This is a genomic window from Shewanella sp. Koi 1 (assembly GCF_052907445.1).
In genome coordinates this window covers 3,475,986-3,500,020 of sequence record NZ_JBREJM010000001.1, presented here as the reverse complement: position 1 = coordinate 3,500,020, position 24,035 = coordinate 3,475,986, and the positions used below count along the sequence as shown (strand labels likewise).

Sequence of the window (24,035 nt, the reverse complement as noted above, 5' to 3'; positions counted from 1 at the left end):
TTTCGCCCAAGCCGGGTGCTTTAGCTAAATTAGGTAAGAAAATGAACGTAGTTCAAGGTAATATCGAAGCGAAGAATGCCAAAGTTGCGATTGTAATTTCGCGTTTTAACAGCTTTTTAGTTGAGAGCCTGCTTGAAGGTGCACTTGACACGCTGAAACGTTTTGGCCAAGTCAGTGATGAAAACATCACTGTCGTCCGTGTACCTGGTGCGGTTGAGTTACCGCTGGCTGCACGTCGTGTTGCCGCAAGTGGTAAGTTTGACGGTATCATTGCACTTGGTGCTGTGATCCGTGGTGGTACCCCTCATTTTGATTTTGTTGCAGGTGAATGTAACAAGGGTCTTGCTCAAATCGCATTAGAGTTCGATCTGCCTGTTGCCTTCGGTGTATTGACGACAGATACCATTGAACAAGCCATTGAGCGTTCAGGTACTAAAGCAGGTAACAAGGGCGGCGAAGCTGCACTAAGCTTGCTTGAAATGGTCAATGTTCTGCAACAGCTAGAACAACAGTTGTAATAGTAGGAAAAATAATGAAGCCTTCTGAGCGCCGCAAGGCCCGCCGTTTAGCCGTACAAGCCATTTATTCATGGCAACTAAGCGGGAATAATATTGCCGATGTCGAGCACGAGTTTTTAACTGAACAGAGCCTCGACGGTGTTGATGTAGCTTATTTTCGTGAGCTATTTGCAGGCGTAGCAACTAAGAAAACCCAACTGGATGAGTTGTTCATTCCACACTTAGACCGCCCCATTGATGAGGTGTCGCCAGTGGAGAAGGCCATAGTTCGCTTAGCGGCCTATGAGCTGACTTTCCGTAAAGATGTGCCGTTCAAAGTCGCGATTAACGAGGCGATTGAACTGGCTAAAGCTTTCGGTGCGGATGAAAGCCATAAGTTTGTTAATGGATTACTCGACAAACTGGTTGCACGTAAGTAATAAGGACAAACGGTATCTTAGGATACCGTTTTTCATTGCTAACAAAGGTGGCCGATGTGAGTCGCGCCAAACTGTACAGTGAAAGAATTCCAACTTATTGAATGTTATTTCAATCACCGCGGCCCCACGCGCCGTGATGTCAAACTGAGTATTGGCGACGATTGCGCCCTAGTGCAGCCCGCCGAAAACAAGTCGATCGCCATCTCCTGCGATACCTTAGTCGAAAACGTTCACTTCTTCCCCGATATTCCCCCTCAAGCCTTAGGTTACAAAGCCTTAGCCGTGAATCTGTCGGATTTAGCTGCTATGGGGGCAGAGCCTGCGTGGATGACGCTTGCGCTTACCTTACCTGAGGTTAACGAAGCCTGGCTGAGTGGGTTTAGTGAGGGACTCTTCGAAGCGGCTGAATACTATGGTATTGCCCTCATTGGCGGCGATACTACCCGTGGCCCTAGAGCCATTAACATTACCGTGCATGGACAAGTGCCACAGGGTAAAGCATTGACTCGTCACGGTGCAAAAGCAGGTGACTGGATTTATGTGACCGGTACGCTAGGCGATTCAGCATTAGGGTTGGATTTGATCCGCGGCGTGCAGCATGCGCGTGCGGAGCATAAAGAGTTCTTAATCAATCGCCATTATCGTCCAACACCTCGAGTGTTAGCGGGTCAGTCGTTACGGTCTTTAGCATCCAGCGCCATCGACTTATCCGACGGTTTTATCTCGGACATTGGCCATATCCTCAAAGCATCGCAGGTAGGCGCGGTTGTGGATGTGGGCACGATCCCGTTGTCTCGCGCCATGCAGGATACCGTGAGCGAAGAGCATGCCTTAGGTTATGCGCTGACGGGAGGCGAGGATTATGAGCTGCTCTTTACCGTGCCAGAGGCGCAAAAAGGTGCGTTAGAAACAGCACTGAGCCACGCTGGGACTAAGTTTGTGCGGGTTGGACAAATCTGCGCGGGCAGTAAACTTAAGTTGCAACTCAATGGTGAGCCGTTTACGCCGCCATATCATGGTTTTGAGCACTTTTAATGAAGTTGTTATCCCAAGATCAGGCGCTGTCGCGCCTGTCTCTTAAAAATCCAATCCATTTTTTAGCATTAGGCTTTGGCAGTGGTTTAGCGGCTAAGGCGCCCGGCACCTTTGGTACCTTGGCGGCCGTGCCGCTCTATTTGTTACTGGCGCAATTGCCCTTGAGTTGGTACTTAGCCGTGACCTTAGTATGCGTACTCGCGGGGATTTATATCTGCGATAAAGCTGCTAAGGATATGGGCGTACATGATCATGGTGCAATTGTTTGGGATGAAGTCGCAGGCCTATTAATCACTATGATTGCCGCGCCTGCCGGAGTGCTCTGGTTAGTCGTTGGTTTTGTGCTATTTCGTCTCTTTGACATCATCAAGCCTTGGCCAATCCGTTGGCTCGATGCCAAGGTCGAAGGTGGCTTTGGAATTATGATCGACGATGTATTAGCAGGCATTTTCGCGCTTATTGGTGTGCAGGCTCTCACGGCTTTTATTCATTAACGAAACCGATTTGTGATAATCAAGCAGCCTTTAGTGAATTCTAAAGGCTGTTTTTATTTGCGAGATTGCTGAGTGCTGAGCGATTAGCGCTTAGTGCGGATGTCGCGGTTTGACTATAAAGAGATCGGTTCGCAGCTTGTTAATAATATTTCGCGCGGCATTACCTTTGAATACGCTCAACATGCCTTTGCGTTCGGCGCTGCCCATCACCAGCATATTGACGTTGAGCCTACGGGCCTCATTGGAAATCGTATCTTCGGGTAAGCCTTCTTCTACGTGTAGGTTGCGGGTATTGAGATTGTGCTGCCGTGCCACTGTGGTGAGCTTCGCTTTATATTTTTCCCGCTCTGAAACGGGTTCTTGCGGCTGATGATTAAAGCTCATATAGAAGGGGTCGGGTAAGTAGCTATTAATTAAGTGTAAATCGTTTGAGAGCAAGCTCGCTATCCGCTTACTTTCTTCTATTAGGGTTTCATTAAACTCGAGGTGAGTCATATTTTCATTGTCGAGTTCCAATGCGGTGAGAACATGGCCGTTCTCATGCCAATCCTCAAGATCCACAAACATCACTGGAATATGGGGTAATCGTAGCAATTGCCATTCATCTGCAATTAAAAATTCATTGAAGAAAGGTGGATAGAATTTGTGACTGACTATGATGAGATCATAGTCAAACTGATTACATTCGTTGACGATAGCATTGTGTATTGAGTGGGATAGGCATTCTTTTATGTGGATTGGATATTGTTTATCTGGATAAGCCAAGATGGGCTTTCGTCTTTCATCTGGCATTTGCTTAGATTTATCTCTATGAAATAAAAGGTTGAGATTAAAATTGTGGGTACGTTTTACCTTGAGAACGGTTAAGGACGCATGGCATTTTCTAGCCAAGACAACGGACTTTTTGAGTACGGCATTGGGCGGAACTGAATCATCTACTGCTGCGAGAATGTGCTGGAAAGGCATGATCAACTCCTATTGACCAGAGAGGTAATTAAGTCTAGGAGAGCGGGTGTGATTCGATAATATTAAATATCACTATCAAATTTGCAATCTAGCCAATAATAATCAACTGAAATTAATATTTAAATTTCATTAGGTTGTTGAAAATGGTGACAGGACTATTGATTATTTTTTATAAATATGACGATTAATATAAAAAATTATTCATTCATCCTTCACGGAGGGCGATTGTTATCGTTATCGGTTATTTTGCATTCCGCTAGTCAGTATCTGGGGATATCAATATTCTAACGTCTTAAAATGTCTAATATTGTGAATGCCTCTGCTTAGGTTTATCCCTTGCAAATAAAATTAAAGGCTCCCTTGGAGCCTTTAATTTGTGTACGTCTTTATTTACAGCGGGGTAGCGTGAGTGACTACTGCAATAATTACCTAGTGCAATAGCTCCCTACTGCAATAACTCCCGCGCATTGGCTAAGGTGTTGGTAGTAATAGTATCGCCACCGAGTAATCTGGCGAGTTCTTGGATACGTTGCTCTCTATCTAAAGGCGTCATAGTGGTTTCAGTGCTTCCGCCCTTGTTGAATTTATTCACAAACATATGCTGATGGCCATTACCGGCAACTTGCGGCAAGTGGGTTACACACAGTACTTGGGTCGATTCGCCAAGGCTACGCAGCATACGTCCAACCACGGCTGCAGTGGGGCCTGAGATCCCAACATCCACCTCGTCGAAAATGAGTGTTGGTGTGGCAACCTTTTTCGCGGTAATCACTTGGATACCTAAGCCAATACGTGACAATTCGCCGCCTGAGGCAACCCTTGATATAGGTTGTAACGGTTGGCCTGGGTTGGTGGTAACCATAAACTCTATGTTATCGCTGCCGTTCATCGACATGATTTCTGGATTGAAATTCACTTCAATGGTGAACTTACCCTTGGGCATGTTGAGCTCATGAATGGATTGAGTCACCAACTTATCCAGCTCTTTTGCATAACGGGCGCGGCTCTGACTCAGCTTTTGCGCGTTAGCGAGGTAGGCCACTTTACTGGCTTCCACTTGGCGTTGAATATCTTCTAGCTTATTTTCATCATCATCGAGGGTCGTGAGTTCGGCTCTGAGGGCGAGATGATGCTCGGCTAATTTGTCAGGGCTGACATGGTGCTTACGGGCCAATTGCATGGCTTTAGAGAGCCTTTCCTCTAAATAGGCAAAATGCGCGGGATCGAGCTCAAGTTTACTCAGGTAGTGCTGCAATTCGCCCGCGCTCTCTTGCACTTGAATAAGCGCCTCGTTCAGCATAGTGCTGACATTGGTTAACGCGGGGTCATAACTTTGCAGATTTTCGGCAAGGCCGACGGCTTTGTTCAGTAATGACTCGATATTGCTCTCTTCACCATCCGTGAGCAAAAACAGGCTGGCTTGGCAGCTATCTACCAACTCGGTGCCATTTGCCAGGCGTTTGTGTTCCTGTTCAATCTCTTCAAATTCACCAACCTTGAGATCAAACTCATCTAACTCTTCAACTTGATATTGCACCAGCTGTTTACGGGCGATACGCTCCTGCTGGGAGGCTTCTAATTGTTTGAGTTCGGCTTCAATTTGTTTACAGCGCTGATAGCTTGCCGCGACTGTGTCTATCAGTAGTCTGTGATTGGCGTAGCTATCGAGCAAGGTGAGCTGATGTTCACTCTTTAACATGGCATGGTGGGCGTGCTGGCCATGGATCCCGACAAGCAATTGCCCCAGTAATTTTAACTGAGTCAAAGGGACGGGATTACCATTGATATAGGCGCGTGAGCGGCCGTCACTGCCAATGGTTCGACGCAGAATACACTCATCATCGAGTTCGAGATCGTTATCTTCAAGCCAGCGTTTTGCCAGAGGCACATCCTCGAGCGAAAATCGGGCACTGACTTCGGTTTTGCTCGCGCCAGGGCGAACACTGCTGGCATCGGCACGGTTACCTAGGCATAAGCCTAGTGCGTCAATGGCGATGGATTTTCCCGCGCCAGTCTCACCGGTAATGCTGGTCATACCGGGGCGAAAGTCCAGTTCAAGAAAACGTACGATAGCGAAATTGTTGATGCTGAGTTGGCAAAGCATAGTGAGTTCCTGTCGAAAAACTTACCAAATCACTGTATTGATAAACAGTATATACTGAATTTATATACAGTAAAGTGGCTTTGGGTGAATATTCGACATATCGCGATAACCTAAAGCCTAATTATTTGTTTATGAATAGGTTTTAACGAGCTGCTCCAGAATGGGTAAGCTGAAAAAGGTCACTATAGTGCCAAAGAGTATCCCTTGAGCACTGGTGGAGGCCTGAGTGTTATAGCGCTGCGCCAACAGATAGACGCTTGCCGCCGTGGGCAAGGCACTAAGAATGACACCCATAACGAGGTAGTCGCCCGTGACACCCACGCCTTTTAACATGAAGTAAACCAAGGCGGGTTGCAGGATAAGTTTAAACAGGTTGATAAGGCTCAGTTCGATAAAGTTTGTCAGGCTAAAGACTTTGCTATCTTTTTGATAGCGCATGGCTTTCGCCAGTACCATGCCGACGGCAAAGAGGGCACAGGGGCTGGACGTATTGCCTATCTGCTGGATCATCATTGCCAAACCGGAGGGGAGAGTTATCCCTAATGCCGAGATGGCCACACCAATAAAGCAACCTATCACAATTGGGTTTTTCACCACGGCTAACAGCATGATCACCGCGGCGTGATGTTGCCGCTGTTTATTGGTGGCGAGTTCTAGCGAGACCAAGGCCACGGCAAACATGAGTACGGACAATAAACTGGCAATCGCAGCGGCAACTAAGGCGCTTTGTTGCTGGGGGAATAAGATTATCAGGAGTGGAATACCGATAAATGCGGTATTACCAAAAGTGGCATTTAAGGCGCGCACGGCGGCAATTGCATGTTGTTTAGGATTAACCAGCAGGGAGATGCCGATACAAACGAGGTAAATCAGCAGCATGGCTGCGCTGTACCCGGCGATAAATCCCCACTGTAGGATCTCTTCAATGGGCTGCTGCGCCAGTGCTATCAACAGGATGGCAGGAAACGCAATATAGTAAACATATTGATTGAGTACTTGGTCTGTTTCTACTGGAAGAAAGCGCAGTTTTTGCACCAATGTGCCCAGTAGCATGATCCCGAAGACGGCAAACAGAGGGGTTAAAATGTTCATGACCCTCACTCATCCTTTTGTGTTGCTTATCCCGCGAGATAGCCTTAGTGATGCTTGATTTCATTCAAGCCGCCAAGGTGAGGTCGGTTGGGATGTTATTTCAGCGAATTGACGATAATCGGCGCTAGCGCAGCAAATCTGTTAGCAAAATAGCATAGCATTCCCCCTAGAGGCTATTGCGCTATGGTCGTAGAAGTGAATAATTCTACGTTTAAAACACAATGAGTTAGTGCGTAGTCTGAACGCAAGCACTCACATAAACGATTGGGATAGAAAATGGCTGATGATATAGGCGCCGAGCTGCAGTTAATTTATCTGTTTGTGCATTTAGTGAATGCGGGGAGTTTTTCCCAAGCGGCTAAAGAGCTCGATATGCCCATCGCCACTGTGAGTCGCAAGCTGGCCAAACTTGAGGAGAAGCTCGATAAGCAATTGTTTATGCGTAGCACTCGTAAGCTGCGGTTAACCGAAGAAGGCCTAGCGTTATTTCAACGCTATCAGAGCGTCATTGCCCAATTTGATGAACTCAGCGGTGTCGGCAGTGATAAGCCGGAAGGAACATTGCGGATAGCGGCGCCGATTTCGATTATTTCTATCATCTTTATCCGTGCATTGAACGAGTTTGGGCGTTTATATCCCGATATTCGCCTGCATATTTCCCAAAGCAATGAATTGGTGGATTTAATCGATAAAGGGATCGATGTGGCGATTGTGGGCGGTGCTCAGCCCGATTCCTCTTGGGTGTCGAGCACCTTAGGCGAACTCGATTACCGCCTGTTTGCGACGCCGGAATATTTAGCCTCGGCGCCTAAGTTAACCCATCCCGATGATCTTGAAGCCCATCAGTTAATTAAAGTGTGGCCACTGTTTAACTGGCACTTAAAGCATCCAAATGGCGAGTCGTTTTATTTTAATGGCCCGACAAAGCTCACGCTCACGGATCTACACGGTGCGATTCAGGCGACACTCGATCACGGTGGCATACTCTATGGCCCAGAATTATTTGTAAAACAGCAGATTAAAGAGGGACAGTTAAAAGTACTCTTGCCCGAATGGATAGGTGAGCAACGCAGAATATCGATTCTGTACCACCAGCGGAGTCAGCAGCCGCTAAAGGTAAAAGTATTTATAGAGTTTATGCAGTCTAAGGCGCCCGAACTGTTTTCGATGATTTAAGCTCGTTAGCGTTTGCGGGGTTTTAGCGGATTTTTACTCATGGAGTTTTGGGTCTGCTTCGCCTCTTGCAGGCTAGCGCGGGTGGCGGGCACAATCCCCAGTTCAAGGTAGTAATTGACTAAACGGCGCAGTTCAAACAGAGAACCAATACGGCTTTGCTGGCCTATGGTGAGTTTCCAGGTATCGGTGCGACCTTCGCTATTGGTTAAGATAAATCCTTGGTAAACGAGTTTTTTCATATTGAATGGATACTTGGCTTAATCCTACTCCTCGCAGTGTTATCCCTTGGATAAGATGCTACCTAATAGTGAATCACTCTTAGGTAGCTGGGCTCACTTACGCGACGCTAATACCGATATTCGAGACACCCGCTTCGATAATCTCTTTGCGTAAACCTTTCACCAACTCTGCGGTGATCTTAGGATTTTCTTCGATGATTTCCAGCAGCGTATTTTGCAGTTCGCGCTCTTCTTCCATCACTTCATGGGCGAAGACATAGTCATCTAAGGCATCATCGGTTAGATCCACATCGCTGATGGTCTCGATGTAGTTTGCCACAGTGCTTGAGGATAACTTGCTGATATTGGTGATATCTTCTTCAAGATCGGTTTGAATCGCACCGAGTAACGTAGACAGAGCAACTACGGCATCCATCGCTGGGTATACGCCATAGTTATCAAAATCGGCGGGTTCTGGGGTGTTATCTTCTAAGCGCTGTAGATGCACATCAATGTTGAATTTCAGCTTGTTGTCGTACTGGGATTGCCAAAGAAGATCGAGCACAGTGCTTAATACCGCAGGATCGCCAAACTCGCAAACCTCTGAAAACAATTGATAGTTAGGTAACATTCGTTGGCAAAGGGCAATGGCAAAGAGTTTTTTCTGTGGTAGTTCTAGCGCCTTTAAACGCTTAAAGAAGCCCGTTTTTTTGGTCATCTGTTATTTCCGCTGATAGCTGTGATAGCACTTGTTTTGCCGCCGATTCTACCTTAGTTAGCTCATCAAGTAACTCTAGTATTTCCGGTTCGAGATCTTCGACACGGGCATCCCGTTTCAATGCCGATTCAATCTCTTGGCATAATCGCTGTGTGGTCGGCACCCCACAATAGCAACTGGCACCATGGAGTTTATGGATAGTGGTGAGCATAGTCGCTTGATCGTTCTGACTCAGCGCCGTCTCAATTGCCGAGACCGTTTGTGGCAAGGAATCCAATAACATGCGCAACATATCTAAGGCTAAATCCGACTTATGGTTGGCTTGGGTTAAGCAAAGATCCCAGTTGAGGGTGTGTAAATCGAAGTGGGTGAACTTGGGCCGAGTGATCCAGCGGTTTATCTCCGCTTTGAGGGCGGCTTCGTCGATAGGCTTAGGCAAGTAACCATCCATGCCGCTGCCTAAAATCAGTTCACGTTCCTCGGCAATCGCGTGGGCGGTCACGGCAATAATGGGCGTGTTGCGGTTCATCGACCCTTGGCGGATTTGCTTAGTGGCGCTGATGCCGTCGGTGCCCGGCATCTGAATATCCATAAAGATAAGGTCAAAGGTGCGACTCTTAGCCTGCTTCACGGCTTCTTCACCGCTGTTAACGGCAATGACGGTCGTCACTAACTCGTTAAGCAGGGTATCAATCAGTTTTAAATTGGCAAAGTTATCATCCACCGCCAACACCGTAAGGGACTGACGCGCGGCGGGAACGGTAATCGCCACGGGAGGTAAAATGTCGTATTCCATTGGTGGATAGAGCATATTACGCGCCAATTGATGTTCACTCACCGGCAGTGACAACACCACATCGGCATTGGGGCGAATAAACTGGCTTAGTACTTCCTGCTCTTGGCAATCGAACAGTACGATTAAACAATCCGTCTTATCCTTAGCTTGGTTTAAGGTACCGAGCAATTGGTTAGAATTGCTAAATCCATGGCAGCTCAATAACACATAATCGAACTGATGCTCAGTGGTCGAGAGCGTCGTTAACAAGCTTGGAATGTGTTGATGGTGGGTTACTTTTGTATCCCACTGTTTTAGCTGACGACTAATTACTGAATGGGTGAGGACTCTGGGCTCATAAAACAGCACTGTCTTGTCTTTGAGTTTTTCAAGGGGTAGCGAATCGCCAATCTGGAATTGACCTAGGCCTAATGGTAGGGTGAACCAGAAGTTCGAGCCCTTATCCACCGAAGAAGTAAAGCCAATTTGGCCGCCCATTTGATTGACGAGACGCTTAGTGATGACTAGTCCTAGCCCTGTTCCACCAAAGCGGCGAGAAATCGAGGAGTCCGCTTGGCCAAAGGCTTGGAACAGGAAGTCCTGTTGGTTTTCATCAATCCCAATGCCGGTATCGATCACATCACAGCGCAGGATTACTTGATCATCGGTTTGGTTTTGTAACTCTAACTTGACTAATACGCTGCCCGAATCGGTAAACTTGATGGCATTGCCCACTAAATTATTGATAATTTGACACACACGCATGGCATCGCCATTAACGTTGTCGGGGACATTCGGCGCAATATCAACCACTAACTCAAGCCCTTTGGCCTGCGCGCTACCGGAGATTAAGGTGATAGTTTCACCCAAGGTTTCCCTTAAACCAAATGGCATGCTTTCTAGCACCATTTTACCGGCTTCGAGTTTAGAGAAGTCGAGGATATCGTTGATAATCGCCAGTAGGTTAGTCGCGCTGCGCTCAATGGTATTAATGTAATCGACTTGGCTCGAGTGCAGCGGGGTTTTAACGAGTTGGCGCGCAAAACCAATCACACCATTAAGCGGTGTTCGCAGTTCATGGGACATATTCGCCAAAAACTCTGACTTAATGCGGCTGGCTTCTAACGCGCGTTTTTTGGCTAAATCGAGCTCGACGTTTTGGATCTCAATCTGCTCTAAGGTTTCCCGCAGATCCGAAGTTGCCTGATCGATATTTTGCTGCATCTCATCGTGATATTCCGAGAGCGAGCCCGCCATGGCGTTAATACCGCGTTTGAGTAAATCCAACTCACCGATAAGATTACCCTCGAGCCTGGCATCGAGTTTACCCTCACGGATTTTGGCGACCACCCGCACCATTTCGGTAATCGGCTGGGTGACGTTTTTCACCAGACGAAAGGTAAACAACAGGTTTAATTGCACCCCAATCAAGACGATAATAAAGGCGGCCACGGCGGCCCTATGTTGTTCGAGTAGCGCGCGTTCTTTATTGATAATCACCGAAATATAGCCGAGCAGCTCGCCATTATCGGTTTGGATATCAAAATTGACGGGCGCGCCCGCCGCAGGTGGTGCGGTGGCAAAAATCGGTGTGCGTAGGATAAGGCTGTCGCCCACATGTTCGATTTCGGTTTTATGCAGATTCGTCAGCGCCTCTTTATAGCGCATGATTTCGAAATCTTTGTGGTAATGCGATGTGACAAACAGTTGATTTTGAATATCAAAAATAGCGATGGATTTAACGAGCGTGGATTTATTCAGCTGTGCGGCGGCAAGGAGGCGTTTGGTCGCCTCTCTGTCATTGCCCACGAGTCCGACTTCACTGGCAATCGCTAGAGGCTCGATAATATTGCTGCCCTGTTCAATCAGCGTATCTTCGAGTTCATAGAAGCGATTTATGGTAAAGTAGCTGCCCAGCAGAATACCGACTAAGATCGTCGGCGCAAGCGCAAGCACCAGAACCCAGGAACGTAAGCTGTATTTGGTCATGTTGTTGACAGGGTTCATAGCCGCAGCGCAGTTTCCTAAGTTCTAGGGACGATATAATTTTATAAGACTGCCAGAAAAAGGGCGGTCTTTACCAGTTTTTTATTGATTTAGAGGCCGAAATGGCACAATTTTTTAAAGCAAAACCAAATAGTTCCAAGCAATTGTCCGCGAAGCAGTCCTTTAGCGTGCACCAGCTGGATCATCTAGGGGCAGGTATAGCACAACATCAGGGAAAAGTCGTATTTATCCCCGGCGCCTTGCCGAATGAAACTGTGCAGGCGCAGCTGACCGAACAAAAGAAAAACTATGCTCGAGCCAAGCTGATTAAAGTTGAGACGCCGAGCGCTGAGCGAGTCACGCCGCTATGCCCACATTACCATAGCTGTGGTGGCTGCGATTTACAGCATATGTCATTAGCTGGCCAGCGCGAGCATAAGTCAGCGGCCTTGGTTGATATTATGGCTAAATTTGCTGGCGCCGAAGGCAACTCAGTGCCCGCATTGACCGGCGAAGGGTGGCACTATCGTCGTCGCGCCCGCCTTGCGACCCTATTTGATAAAAATACCAAGCAGTTGAGCCTAGGGTTTCGCGCCTCAAGCAGCAACCAAGTGGTGCCTATTGATACCTGTTTAGTCTTGGCGAAACCCTTAGCGGATTTAATCGCGCCATTTGCTAAGTTGCTTAATCAGCTGGTGGCCAAATCGAGCCTTGGGCACTTAGAGTTAATTGATGCCGACAATGGCCATTTTGCGGTAATTCGGATCACTAAATCCTTAAACGATAAGGATATGGCAAAGCTTGCGCAGTTTGCCGAGCAGCATCAAATTCATATTTGTTTGCAAGACAACAACGGTGAGTTCCATGGGGTGAATGGCACGCTGTTATTGCCTGTTTACCAGTTACTCGATGATAAAGTCGATGCAACCCCTGTGAGCTTAACCTTTACCCCAGGCAACTTTGTACAAGTCAACGCGCAAATTAACAAGGCCATGGTGGCGCAGGCGTTAGACTGGTTAGCACCACAGCCGGGTGAGCGTATTCTCGATCTCTTCTGTGGTATGGGGAACTTCAGTTTGCCTTTAGCTAAACTGGGCGCCGAAGTGATTGGGGTTGAAGGGGTACCAGAAATGGTCAGCCAAGCCCGTGAAAACGCGGCGGCGAATGGCTTGAGCAATTTAACCTTTTACCATGGCGACTTAAGTGCCGATTTATCCTGTGAGCCTTGGATGGGCAAGATTGATAAATTGCTACTCGACCCTGCCCGCGCGGGGGCGTTTGAGAGTTTGCAATGGCTTAAGAAGATGAAGCCCCGCCAAGTGGTTTATGTGTCTTGTAATCCGGCGAGCTTGGCCCGCGACAGTGCGGTGTTACTCGAACGTGGTTACAAGTTACAAAAGTTAGGCTTAATCGATATGTTCCCGCAGACACATCATATCGAAGCCATGGCGTTGTTTGAGCTTGCAAAATAAGGCTTATCGGTGGGGCAAGGTTGCTTCACTTGCCCGCGTTATTCGAGTGTAAAGTAAGCAAAGCGTTTGAATAACGTAAAAAATGTGAAGTTTCGTCTCGTTGGGTTTGACAAGTCCGTGCCAATGCTGAAGATAGGAGTGCCGAGGTGGTGCCACTTTTCTCTGAGCACGAATAAGGAAATAAATTAGATGGTCTCTGTTCGCGAAGCGCACTTTAATGATCCCGATTTTCATCTTGAAGAGTGGGTGGCTCGCTATGTTAGTCATGTCGAGGAGGCGCAAACCTTACTCGCCCTGATTGAGCAGGTCGATGCTTTACCCGCTAAGAGTCCTGCCGCGAAAAGAGAACTGCTCGAACGTGCCCGCGAGATGATTGAAATCCTCGCGCCTCTGAATATGGACATTGAGACGCTGCAAGCGGCCATCCTGTTTGTGGTGTTTGATGCCGGTTTATTAGACGAAGAAGCGATCAAAGAAAAGTTTGGTGAGCCGCTGGCGCGGTTAGTCGCCAGCGTGGTGACCATGGATGCCATTGGCGCGTTAAAAATCAATCCCAATAGCCGCTCAACCGAGCCGCAAATCGACAATATCCGCCGCATGTTGCTGGCGATGGTCGAAGACGTGCGCGCCGTGGTGATAAAACTGGCCGAGCGTGTTTGTTTGCTGCGCGCCGTGAAAAATGCCGACGAAGAAACCCGCGTCTTGCTGGCCCGTGAAATTGCCGATATCTATGCGCCGCTCGCTAACCGTTTGGGGATTGGTCAGTTAAAGTGGGAATTAGAAGATATTTCCTTCCGTTATCTGCATCCAGATACCTACAAGGACATTGCCAAACAGCTTGATGGTAAGCGGTTAGACCGCGAAGTCTATATCGAAAAATTTGTTGAACAGTTGCAACAACGCCTCGATGAGGATCATATCCGCGCTAAGGTGTATGGTCGTCCAAAACATATCTACAGCATCTGGCGCAAGATGAAGGGCAAACACCTCAAGTTTGATGAGTTGTTTGACGTGCGCGCCGTGCGGATTGTCACAGAGCGTTTGCAGGACTGTTATGGCGCCTTAGGCGTAGTGCACACTCTTTGGCATCATATCCCGCGCGAGTTCGATGACTACGTGGCCAACCCTAAACCTAACGGTTATCAATCCATCCATACGGTTGTGGTGGGGCCTGAGGGTAAAACCGTTGAAATTCAAATTCGTACCCAAGATATGCATGAAGATGCAGAGCTGGGGGTTGCCGCGCACTGGAAATACAAAGAGGGTAATCACTCCGGTAAGCAAAGCGGCTACGAAGAAAAAATCAATTGGCTGCGTAAAATTCTGCAATGGCAGGAGGACGTGGTTGAAAGCGGCAACTTGGTCGAAGAAGTCCGCAGCCAAGTGTTTGAAGACCGAGTCTATGTGTTTACCCCAAGCGGTGAAGTGGTTGACTTGCCACTTGGCTCAACCGTGCTCGACTTTGCCTATTATATTCACTCGCAGGTCGGCCATAAGTGTATCGGTGCTAAGGTCGATGGCCGCATTGTGCCGTTTACTTATCAGGTTGAAACGGGTGAGCGTATCGAGATCATTACCTCGAAGCACCCTAATCCTAAGCGCGATTGGCTCAATCCAAACTTAGGTTATATCCGCACATCGCGGGCGCGCTCGAAAATTCAGCATTGGTTTAAGCAGCAAGACCGCGATAAAAACATTATCGCCGGTAAAGAAATGCTCGAAGCCGAGCTGGCGCGTGTGAGCCTTAAAATCAAAGATGCAGCCATCGCCGTTGAACGTTTTAATATGGCAAGTATGGACGACTTGCTTGCGGCAATCGGTGGCGGTGATGTGCGTTTACATCAGGTTGTTAACCATATCCAGAGTAAGTTGCGCCTCGATGAGGCGAGCGAAGAAGATGCGGTTGAAGAATTAGTTAAGAAGAGCCAACCTAAATCTGGCACTAATAGCCGTGGGCAGGTGGAAGTGAATGGCGTGGGTAACTTACTCAGTCATATCGCCCGTTGCTGCCAGCCCGTGCCAGGGGATGAGATTTTAGGCTTTATCACCAAAGGGCGCGGTATTTCGGTGCATCGCTCCGACTGTGAGCAGGTGAAAGAGTTGATGCGCGTTCACCCAGAGCGTGGCGTCGATGTAGTTTGGGGCGAAAATTACTCCGGCGGTTATCGCATGCGCCTGCGCGTCTTGGCACATGATCGCAGCGGCTTATTGCGGGATCTCACCTCAGTACTCGCCGCCGAAAAGTCCAATGTACTCGCCATGAGCTCGTCATCGGATATTAAGAATCAGACGGCAGCCATTGAGCTGGAATTAGAACTTTATAATCTCGATGGCTTATCGCGGGTGTTATCTAAGCTCTCCCAAGTCGATAGCGTGATAGAAGCGCGCAGATTGTAATTCTCGACTCCATTGGTTATCGGTTGTAAAAGGCGGTAGGGCATAAAGCGCTACCGCTTTTTTGTATTTGGGAGTTTGTAGGGTAAAAACGTTAAAATAGGAGTGCTAATACCTATACGGCTAAATCACTTATTTGGTCAATTGAAAGCTGCGGAAGATTGATGGATGAGCCATGGCACTTGCTCCCCGACGCGCAGCAAGTCCGTCCTTGGATGCTCGACCGCCCCGTCCATGGGGCGGACGGTCGTCTCGCTAATCTCCATGGCTCACCTTTTTGGTATCGGCGTAATCTGTCGGTTTGAAAGAAGGTACGTGTCCCGTTTTGGGACAAAAGCGTGATAGATTTTTTACTCTAGTCCATTAGTTTCGGATTAATATTTGTAAGGCAACTATTGAACGTTAGTATTAAAACCGATGAACAAGCCATCCTAAAGCGAATGCTCTTCTAAAACTCATTTTGCCAACACTTGCAGCAGACTGAGCAGCTCAAAGCAGTAGAAGTGATCACCCATAAACAGCAGAAGCGATCAATTGCGTCAGTGTCATCAGTTGGTGGCGCTGCACCAAGTTGCCCACACGGCTGTTACAGACTGAACGCTTCTACTGGTCACGACTGCCCAGTCTGCTGGTTGAATTGCCCAGTTTCAGGCAAGAAAAAGCCCCAAAAATGGTGCTAATAGAAATTAGAGCTGCCTCATAATGGGCCACGTAATGTAGGTTGATAGTGGCATATAGAAAAATAGAAAAACAAAAAAATATGTACACTTTTTGATCTTTTTGCTTACTTCTTCACTGTGGAAATCTATATCTCTAAACAGACCTTTCTTACTGACATATAATTCAAAAATAATGCCCAACATGATTGCAGAACCAATTATCACGTACATAATATTGGAACTTTCGAACTTTAAATATTTTAGTAACAGAACTAACCAAGGCATGAGAGGAAATAAGATAAATAGCTCAACTTGAGCGACAGCAAGACTACAAGCACGATCGTCTGACGTACCATGACGTCTTGCGTACGCCCACCCACCAATTAGAAAGTCGTCAAAGAAAAAAGTTTTCATAATTTAATCACCGGTACCCCAAAAATTTGTTTCATTGTATTCACAGGGTCTTCTCGCCATCCTTTCTGGATATTATGTGTATCAATTTCTTTTGAAAATTGCGATATACCTCTATTGGCGTCTTTATTCGCCTGTATCCATCCGCCTGGATATGTAACATCTACTACCGAATAACCAATGGATAGAGCTGTACCCACTCCTCCGCCCCGCACAAATAAATCGAGCCACCCATTTTGAATCAACAACATAATGCACTTTCCGTTTACCTACAACTTGTAAAAGTTAATATTGTTCAAAAAAGAATCATCAAAAGTCACAGGGATAGCATCTGAGGTAATAAATTGAGCTAATTCCTTCAAAAATAGTGTATTTCAGACGAGGTAAGTCATCCCATAGTGCTTGGGAAGTTTTAGGCAATGATTGTTGTCGAAGGGATATAAGCAGTTGTCACTCACTGTAAAAGTGCTGGCAGCTTGCGACAAAGTGCCGTCGTCGCTTTTCTAAGCGTTCGCAGTAATGAGTCAGTTCTTGTAATGTGCCTACTGGACCATGAAATAGCTTACCAAACTCGGTAGTCAATTTGAGCCAATTGTCATGGGGGATATTTAATCTGGTCAGTAACTTACCACTATTTTCACTAATGCTTCCACGTTTATCATTGCGAATGATTCGGCCTGTATCTTCCACCAATTGAAGGTAATCGGTTAAGGAAAACGCAATGCCATTGGGTTGGTTGTCACACTCGTTACCAATAAACGGTAATAGATTACTCGGCTGCTCACCTTTTAATGCGGCCCGAATACGTAGTTGGATACTGGTATGGTCGGATTGTTCTAGTGTATCAGCAAGTTGCGCTCGAATCGGATTCAAATCAACATAGGTCATACAGGCTAATACCGCAGCTTCATCGAGTAGGGCTTGCGATTTAAATCGCCCCTCCCAGAAACGACCTGTACAGTTATCCTCTTGATTTGCTTGCCTTGCTATTGGTTCGTTAAGGCAGCGCATAAACCATGAGATATCACACAAACGACTACGATAAAGGGCGATTGAGTGCTTTAATCGGTTGACCTGATGGGCTTCGACTAACTCACCTTTAGCGAATTTTTGCGTTAACTCATCGCCTTTAAACAACTTATGCCACTGCTCAAGCACTTCGCGGTCAGTCCAACGATTTGCCGTCTCGATATCGACTCGCAACACCAGATGCAGATGATTAGACATCACGGCAAAGGCTGCGATATCAATAGCAAAAACAGCTTCAAGTTCAAACATTAGCGATTCTACCCAACCTCGACGATGGTCATAATTTTTACCCGAGTAACTGTCATCACCACATAAAAATGCCCGCCGCACCACGCGGCTACAGCAATGGTAATAGGGCGTGTCTTCAAGACTTATCTGAGTTCTGCGAGGGCGCGGCATACAAACCTCCTTGTTCAATGCTTAACCAAAGCATAGTCGGAGGTTAGCTACCTCGCTATTAAGGTTGGGTGTCCATGTTTTGTTACTATCAGCGGGTACACGTAACGTTCAAGTTCAGCGGTGTCATCATTCCAAATGTGCTCTGCAGCATTAAAAAATTGTTCAGCTGCCATCCATATATGACCATTTGGCTTTGTTCTCATGCAGATGTCTCCGATGCATCACGTCTTAGTATTTATACGCTGTGCTGTTTGCTGCACATAAATCGCTTGCTGGACTTGGCCGCTGCCACATCCATGTCAATTGGTACAAATGATGCTATAGGGATTTGCTTTTTTGCGATAGAAGTTTTTTATACGGTTTGATGGGTAATTACTTGATATCATTTTAGCTTTCTTATTGTGTTATGCTAACGATTGATTAATTATTGACTTTAAATCACTGCATTTAGAATAACACTCGTACCACTTTTTTTCATTGGTTAGGAGGTGATAAAGGATCAGGCTAAAACTCTGTAGCATTACTTAAATTGGGTCAATGTTCTTCTGCTGGAGTTAGCTAGATGCCAATTTGCCAACGCACAATGGGGCATATCCTCTTCGTTAAAGCCTAATATCAGACTCAAAATAGCACTTTGAGCTTGGCTACTTTATTATTAGCGTTTTATTGCCCTTATTACGGCCTTAGTTGCGACTCAGCTTGAGTGTATTCCTGTTTACGCATCCTGCACCTGTGTCGACTCTCTTTCTTGAAAGGATATCTGCATGACTTCCCATACCACGCCTTCTACTACTGAGCTTTCAGCAACAGAGCTATCAACCAAAGAACCCTCTTCAAAAGTGCCATCACCAAATAAGCTTCCCGCAACAGCAGTTTCAGCAACCGATGTCGCTCCACTATTGAAGATTATGGAGAAGCTGCGCGATCCGCAAACGGGTTGTCCTTGGGATAAGGCGCAGACTTTTCAAACCATAGTGCCTTTTACCCTCGAAGAGGCCTATGAGGTGGCCGATACCATTGAACGTTTAGCCTTAGATGAATTACCTGATGAGCTGGGGGATTTATTATTCCAAGTGGTGTTTTATTGTCAGCTTGGCAAAGAGCAGGGCAGGTTTGATTTCAGCACAGTCGTCAATAAAATCACTGATAAGCTGACCCGCCGTCATCCCCATGTGTTTGGCGAAGCCACGTTTGAGGCCGATGCTAGTAGTCAGCAAATGAAGGCCAATTGGGAAGCAATCAAAGCCAGCGAGCGTGAGCAAAAGGCATTAGCGGCTGGGGTGACGTCACCAAGCGAGGTTTCTGTGCTGGATGATATTCCGCGCGCACAGCCAGCGTTATCCCGTTCTATCAAAATTCAACAGCGGGTCGCGCGCGTTGGGTTCGATTGGCCTGAGCTTGAGCCAGTTGTGGCAAAAATCCATGAGGAAATTGAGGAAGTGCTGGCGGAGGTGAACCAGCCAACGCTCGACCAAGCCAAAGTTCAGGCCGAAATGGGTGACTTATTATTTGCAGTGGTGAATTTGGCGCGTCATTTAAAGGTGGACCCAGAACAAGCGCTGCGCCAAGCCAATGTTAAATTTGAACGCCGTTTTAAAGGTGTTGAGGCATTTGCAAGGCAAAATAATAAAGCATTAGAAGAACATAGCTTAGAAGAGTTAGATGCCTACTGGGATAAGGTTAAACAGGGCGAGCCAAGATAAAGGGCAAATTATCCGGATTGGTGTTTGTCGAATGGCAACACCTTTGGTATACTACTGCCCCGTCCTAGTGCTTTCTTACAAGCACGTATTTTCAAACTCATTTTCTCAGGTTCAGCATGACTACAAGGTATATCTTCGTTACTGGTGGTGTGGTTTCATCACTAGGTAAAGGCATTGCAGCCGCTTCATTAGCCGCAATTTTAGAGGCCCGTGGTCTCAATGTAACCATCATGAAACTGGACCCATACATTAACGTTGATCCAGGTACCATGAGCCCAACGCAACATGGTGAAGTGTTTGTGACTGAGGACGGCGCAGAAACAGACCTCGACCTAGGCCACTATGAGCGTTTCATCCGCACTAAGATGAATCGTCGCAACAACTTCACCACAGGCCGTATTTACGAAGAAGTATTACGTAAAGAACGTCGAGGTGACTATTTAGGCGCGACCATTCAGGTGATCCCGCACATCACTAACGCGATCAAAGAAAAAGTATTAGCTGGTGGCGAAGGTCACGATGTGGCTATCGTTGAAATCGGCGGTACTGTGGGTGATATCGAATCACTGCCATTCCTTGAGTCTATTCGCCAATTAGGCGTTGAACTGGGCCGGGATCGTACCCTGTTTATGCATTTAACCTTAGTGCCATTCTTAGGCGCTGCGGGCGAAGTGAAAACGAAACCGACTCAACACTCTGTAAAAGAGTTGCGTTCTATCGGTATTGCACCAGACGTATTGATCTGCCGTGGCGACCGTGCGATTCCTGCCAACGAGCGTGCGAAGATTTCGCTATTCTGTAACGTTGAAGAACGTGCAGTTATTTCATTAAAAGACGTCGACAGCATCTACAAGATCCCAGCGCTGCTGCGCTCACAGGGCTTAGATGACTTAGTCGTTAAGCGTTTTGGCTTAGAATGCCGCGAAGCTGACTTGTCTGAGTGGGAAAACGTCATTTACCAAGAAGCCAATCCAAACGGCGAAGTCGTGATTGGTATGGTGGGTAAATACATCGAACTGCCAGACGCCTATAAATCAGTCAACGAAGCGTTAAAACACGCAGGTCTGAAAAATCGCGTATCAGTTACCATCAAGTATATCGACTCACAAACCGTTGAAGCCAAAGGCGATGAAGTCTTACAAGGTTTAGACGGTATCTTAGTTCCAGGCGGCTTCGGTGAACGCGGTGTGGAAGGTAAGATTCAGGCGGCTAAATTTGCCCGTGAAAACAACCTGCCATACTTCGGTATCTGTTTAGGTATGCAAGTGGCACTGATTGAATTTGCCCGTAACGTTGCAGGCATGGCCGATGCTCACTCAACCGAATTCAATAAAGCAACGCCATTCCCAGTGGTTGGCTTAATCACTGAATGGGTTGACGAAGAAGGTAATGTTGAACAACGCCATGAAGCCTCTGATTTAGGTGGCACTATGCGTTTAGGTGCGCAGTTATGTCACCTGTTGGAAGGCTCAAAAGCGGCGCAAGCGTACAAAGGTAACACTTGTGTTGAGCGTCACCGTCACCGTTACGAAGTGAACAACAAGTACAGAGAACGTTTAGAACAAGCGGGTCTGGTATTTAGTGGTTTATCTTCTGACCGTAAACTGGTTGAGATGATTGAGCTCAAAGATCATCCTTGGTTTGTAGCGGGTCAATTCCACCCAGAATTTACTTCGACCCCACGCGATGGTCATCCATTGTTCGAAGGTTTCGTTGCTGCCGCGAGTGCACATCAAAAACGTGATCTGAAGAAATAAATTTTAAGGCCGGACCCGCGACAGTGGGCCCGGCCTTTTGTTACACTCAGGCCGCGTAAACATGAGTCAAAACTCATACCCATGTGTATAAACGACATGCGTCTAGACGGAAATAGTAAACGGAATTTAAAGATTTTGGTCGTACTCTACATCTGTTAATTCCCATTGGTATTGGTTTTTTCTTTTCTCTTTTAAACTTAAATCGAGGGTAATATGGCTAAGATTATTAACGTGATTGGTCGCGAGATTATGGATTCTCGTGGTAACCCAACAGTTGAAGCCGAAGTGCATTTAGAAGGTGGTTTTATCGGTATGGCGGCTGCGCCATCTGGTGCTTCTACCGGTAGCCGCGAAGCACTAGAACTGCGTGATGGCGACAAGAGCCGTTACTTAGGTAAAGGTGTATTAACTGCTGTGGCTAACGTAAACGGTCCTATCCGTGCTGCGTTAATCGGTAAAGATGCGACTGCCCAAGCCGAACTTGATCAAATCATGATCGACTTAGACGGCACTGAAAACAAAGACAAGTTAGGCGCTAACGCGATTCTCGCTGTGTCCTTAGCGGCGGCTAAAGCGGCTGCGGCATTTAAAGGCATGCCTTTATACGCTCACATTGCGGAATTAAACGGCACACCTGGCCAATACGCTATGCCTGTACCGATGATGAACATCCTCAACGGTGGCGAGCACGCGGATAACAACGTTGATATCCAAGAGTTCATGGTGCAACCTGTTGGCGCGAAAAACTTCCGCGAAGCTTTACGTATGGGCGCTGAGATTTTCCACACCCTGAAAAAAGTACTGCACGGTAAAGGTTTAAGCACTTCTGTGGGTGACGAAGGTGGTTTCGCTCCTAACCTGTCTTCTAACGCCGATGCATTAGCGGTAATCAAAGAAGCCGTTGAATTAGCGGGTTACAAGCTGGGTACTGACGTGACTCTGGCATTAGACTGTGCGGCTTCTGAGTTCTACAAAGACGGTAAATATAACCTGTCTGGCGAAGGCAAAGTATTCGATTCAAACGGCTTCTCTGACTTCCTGAAGTCACTGACTGAACAATATCCAATCGTCTCTATTGAAGATGGTCTGGACGAGTCAGATTGGGATGGTTGGGCATACCAAACTAAGATCATGGGCGACAAGATCCAATTAGTGGGCGACGATTTATTCGTAACTAACACTAAGATCTTAACCCGTGGTATCGAGAACGGCATCGCTAACTCAATCCTGATCAAGTTCAACCAAATCGGTTCATTAACTGAAACCTTAGCGGCTATCCGTATGGCAAAAGCAGCGGGTTACACTGCGGTGATTTCACACCGTAGCGGTGAAACTGAAGACGCTACTATCGCTGATTTAGCGGTAGGTACTGCGGCTGGCCAAATCAAGACCGGTTCACTGTGCCGTTCTGACCGTGTTGCTAAATACAACCAATTGCTGCGTATCGAAGAGCAATTAGGTGAAAAAGCACCATACCGCGGTTTGAAAGAAATCAAAGGTCAGGCGTAATTTAGTCGTCTGATGTAAAAAGGCCACCACTTGGTGGCCTTTTTTGTTGTACTATCTGCAGTATATTTTTTTAATTCAAGATACTGACGCTAATTCCTCCATGAAATTCTTTGTCATTGCACTCATAGTGCTTCTCGGTTTGCTGCAATATCGGCTGTGGTCGGGCGATAACAGCCTGCCCGAATACTTTGTTCTGCAAAAACAGATCGCGGCTCAGCAAGAAGGTAATGCAAAACTCAATGAGCGTAATCAAGTGCTTAAAGAGGAAATTATCGACCTTAAGAGTGGTACCGAAGCGATTGAAGAGCGGGCGCGTAACGAGCTAGGCATGGTGAAAGAAGGTGAAACCTTCTATCGCGTGGTGGGCGGTGACCGTTCAGTATCGAGTCCCTCGCAGTAACGGAGCGCCTATGGATACCGTATTAGAAGCCGCGCCGCAGGTCGAAACCCAAGTTGCAGTTCAAATTGATCCTTTCTCGCACCATGTGGTCGCGATTGTGCCCGCCGCGGGGATTGGCAGTCGCATGGGCGCGGGCAAACCCAAGCAATATTTAACCTTGCTGGGGCAAAGCATTCTGGCCCATACCTTAGACAAGTTATTGTCCCATCCGCAAATTAACCAAGTGATTGTGGCACTGCATCCAGAGGATACCGAGTTTGCTGCGTTGCCGCAGGCCAAGCATCCCAAGCTGGTGACTGTCATTGGCGGCTCTGAGCGCGCCGACTCGGTATTGGCGGCACTCGATAAGGCGCCTGATAATGGTTGGGCTTTAGTACACGATGCGGCCAGACCCTGCCTGATGGCGGGGGACATAGATAAATTGCTGGCTTCGCGGGTGCACTTTCCCCAGGGGGCGATTTTAGCCATGCCTGTGCGGGATACCATGAAGCGCGCCAATAGCTTAGGTGAAATTAGCTCGACCGTTTGCCGCGATAATCTCTGGCATGCGTTGACGCCGCAGTTATTTCCAACCTCCTTGTTGCGATTACATTTAAAAGCCGCGCTTGCCGCGGGTGCTGTTGTAACCGATGAGGCCTCGGCGATGGAGTGGGCGGGCATTTCCCCTGGTTTGGTCGCCGGGCGGGCGGATAACATTAAAGTCACCCATCCCGATGATTTGGAGTTGGCAGAGCTCTTTTTACTGCGCGCGAATGCTTGAATGCAAGTTGAGTGAATTGCGCAATTTATTAAATACGTTAG

General features: G+C 47.2%; 21 protein-coding genes. 13 read left to right on the top strand and 8 right to left on the bottom strand.

The genetic code is table 11. From position 1 onward, the window contains the following. The first annotated feature begins 41 nt into the window (after positions 1 to 41). From ribH to ACUZ8J_RS15480, 4 genes are all read left to right on the top strand, one after another. Positions 42 to 518 carry a 6,7-dimethyl-8-ribityllumazine synthase gene (gene ribH, locus ACUZ8J_RS15495; RefSeq protein ID WP_011073313.1) on the top strand — a complete coding sequence of 159 codons (477 nt, stop codon included), beginning with the start codon at positions 42 to 44 and terminating at the stop codon, positions 516 to 518. A 14-nt stretch (positions 519 to 532) separates the two neighbouring features. Then, positions 533 to 937 carry a transcription antitermination factor NusB gene (gene nusB / locus ACUZ8J_RS15490; protein WP_011621889.1) on the top strand — a complete coding sequence of 135 codons (405 nt, stop codon included), beginning with the start codon at positions 533 to 535 and terminating at the stop codon, positions 935 to 937. Between the two features lie 78 nt (positions 938 to 1,015). Next, complete coding sequence (gene thiL, locus ACUZ8J_RS15485) at positions 1,016 to 1,972, top strand: thiamine-phosphate kinase (RefSeq protein WP_011716204.1); 957 nt, start codon at positions 1,016 to 1,018, stop codon at positions 1,970 to 1,972. Then, positions 1,972 to 2,466 carry a phosphatidylglycerophosphatase A family protein gene (locus ACUZ8J_RS15480; RefSeq protein ID WP_446694299.1) on the top strand — a complete coding sequence of 165 codons (495 nt, stop codon included), beginning with the start codon at positions 1,972 to 1,974 and terminating at the stop codon, positions 2,464 to 2,466. Before thiL ends, ACUZ8J_RS15480 begins: the two co-directional genes overlap by 1 nt. Before the next feature lie 90 nt (positions 2,467 to 2,556). Here the strand turns inward: ACUZ8J_RS15480 and ACUZ8J_RS15475 are convergent, their stop codons facing one another. The 3 genes from ACUZ8J_RS15475 to ACUZ8J_RS15465 form a co-directional block, all read right to left on the bottom strand. Continuing rightward, positions 2,557 to 3,432 (bottom strand): universal stress protein, encoded by an 876-nt coding sequence (locus ACUZ8J_RS15475; protein WP_446694298.1) that lies wholly within the window; start codon positions 3,430 to 3,432, stop codon positions 2,557 to 2,559. Positions 3,433 to 3,877: 445 nt separating this feature from the next. Beyond that, entirely contained in the window at positions 3,878 to 5,536 is a 1,659-nt protein-coding gene (recN, locus tag ACUZ8J_RS15470; RefSeq protein ID WP_446694297.1) for a DNA repair protein RecN, read from the bottom strand. Between the two features lie 129 nt (positions 5,537 to 5,665). Next, positions 5,666 to 6,628: an AEC family transporter gene (locus ACUZ8J_RS15465; protein ID WP_446694296.1), complete on the bottom strand. Its 963-nt coding sequence runs from the start codon at positions 6,626 to 6,628 to the stop codon at positions 5,666 to 5,668. A 276-nt stretch (positions 6,629 to 6,904) separates the two neighbouring features. On the opposite strand from ACUZ8J_RS15465, the gene lldR reads away from it, so the two are divergent. Then, a complete protein-coding gene (lldR, locus tag ACUZ8J_RS15460; RefSeq protein WP_088210817.1) occupies positions 6,905 to 7,804 on the top strand; it encodes a LysR family transcriptional regulator LldR in 900 nt (299 codons plus the stop codon). A gap of 5 nt (positions 7,805 to 7,809) precedes the next feature. On the opposite strand, the gene ACUZ8J_RS15455 is transcribed toward lldR, so the two are convergent. The 3 genes from ACUZ8J_RS15455 to barA all read right to left on the bottom strand — a co-directional run bounded on the left by ACUZ8J_RS15455 (position 7,810) and on the right by barA (position 11,522). Continuing rightward, positions 7,810 to 8,043, bottom strand: coding sequence for a DUF3319 domain-containing protein (locus tag ACUZ8J_RS15455; RefSeq protein ID WP_011625558.1), 234 nt, complete (start codon positions 8,041 to 8,043; stop codon positions 7,810 to 7,812). Positions 8,044 to 8,140: 97 nt separating this feature from the next. Then, positions 8,141 to 8,740, bottom strand: a complete 600-nt coding sequence (locus ACUZ8J_RS15450; protein ID WP_011716210.1) for a YjaG family protein — start codon at positions 8,738 to 8,740, stop codon at positions 8,141 to 8,143. After that, positions 8,715 to 11,522 (bottom strand): two-component sensor histidine kinase BarA, encoded by a 2,808-nt coding sequence (gene barA, locus ACUZ8J_RS15445; RefSeq protein WP_446694295.1) that lies wholly within the window; start codon positions 11,520 to 11,522, stop codon positions 8,715 to 8,717. The genes ACUZ8J_RS15450 and barA overlap by 26 nt, the downstream gene beginning before the upstream one ends. A 101-nt stretch (positions 11,523 to 11,623) precedes the next feature. Between barA and rlmD the strand changes: the two genes are divergently transcribed. The 3 genes from rlmD to ACUZ8J_RS15430 all read left to right on the top strand — a co-directional run bounded on the left by rlmD (position 11,624) and on the right by ACUZ8J_RS15430 (position 15,672). Continuing rightward, positions 11,624 to 12,973: a 23S rRNA (uracil(1939)-C(5))-methyltransferase RlmD gene (rlmD, locus tag ACUZ8J_RS15440; protein WP_446694294.1), complete on the top strand. Its 1,350-nt coding sequence runs from the start codon at positions 11,624 to 11,626 to the stop codon at positions 12,971 to 12,973. Positions 12,974 to 13,162: 189 nt separating this feature from the next. Beyond that, on the top strand, positions 13,163 to 15,370 hold the full coding sequence (relA, locus tag ACUZ8J_RS15435; RefSeq protein WP_144344788.1) for a GTP diphosphokinase: 2,208 nt from the start codon (positions 13,163 to 13,165) through the stop codon (positions 15,368 to 15,370). Between the two features lie 161 nt (positions 15,371 to 15,531). Continuing rightward, a complete protein-coding gene (locus ACUZ8J_RS15430) occupies positions 15,532 to 15,672 on the top strand; it encodes a hypothetical protein (RefSeq protein ID WP_282633752.1) in 141 nt (46 codons plus the stop codon). 764 nt (positions 15,673 to 16,436) lie between these two features. Here ACUZ8J_RS15430 and ACUZ8J_RS15425 read toward each other — a convergent pair. Both ACUZ8J_RS15425 and ACUZ8J_RS15420 read right to left on the bottom strand, forming a co-directional pair. Further along, a complete protein-coding gene (locus ACUZ8J_RS15425) occupies positions 16,437 to 16,688 on the bottom strand; it encodes a hypothetical protein (RefSeq protein WP_282633753.1) in 252 nt (83 codons plus the stop codon). 199 nt (positions 16,689 to 16,887) lie between these two features. Continuing rightward, complete coding sequence (locus ACUZ8J_RS15420) at positions 16,888 to 17,865, bottom strand: transposase (protein ID WP_282633754.1); 978 nt, start codon at positions 17,863 to 17,865, stop codon at positions 16,888 to 16,890. 764 nt (positions 17,866 to 18,629) lie between these two features. Between ACUZ8J_RS15420 and mazG the strand changes: the two genes are divergently transcribed. The 5 genes from mazG (at position 18,630) to ispD (ending at position 23,994) form a co-directional block, all read left to right on the top strand. Beyond that, on the top strand, positions 18,630 to 19,568 hold the full coding sequence (gene mazG, locus ACUZ8J_RS15415) for a nucleoside triphosphate pyrophosphohydrolase (RefSeq protein WP_446694293.1): 939 nt from the start codon (positions 18,630 to 18,632) through the stop codon (positions 19,566 to 19,568). A gap of 116 nt (positions 19,569 to 19,684) precedes the next feature. Beyond that, the gene (locus ACUZ8J_RS15410; protein ID WP_037421150.1) at positions 19,685 to 21,325 is read left to right on the top strand and encodes a CTP synthase; all 1,641 of its coding nucleotides are present in this window, start codon (positions 19,685 to 19,687) and stop codon (positions 21,323 to 21,325) included. Between the two features lie 213 nt (positions 21,326 to 21,538). Next, complete coding sequence (gene eno, locus ACUZ8J_RS15405) at positions 21,539 to 22,834, top strand: phosphopyruvate hydratase (RefSeq protein ID WP_037421154.1); 1,296 nt, start codon at positions 21,539 to 21,541, stop codon at positions 22,832 to 22,834. Between the two features lie 100 nt (positions 22,835 to 22,934). Then, the gene (gene ftsB, locus ACUZ8J_RS15400; RefSeq protein WP_011625569.1) at positions 22,935 to 23,234 is read left to right on the top strand and encodes a cell division protein FtsB; all 300 of its coding nucleotides are present in this window, start codon (positions 22,935 to 22,937) and stop codon (positions 23,232 to 23,234) included. 10 nt (positions 23,235 to 23,244) lie between these two features. Then, the gene (ispD, locus tag ACUZ8J_RS15395; RefSeq protein ID WP_446694292.1) at positions 23,245 to 23,994 is read left to right on the top strand and encodes a 2-C-methyl-D-erythritol 4-phosphate cytidylyltransferase; all 750 of its coding nucleotides are present in this window, start codon (positions 23,245 to 23,247) and stop codon (positions 23,992 to 23,994) included. Positions 23,995 to 24,035: the final 41 nt, after the last annotated feature.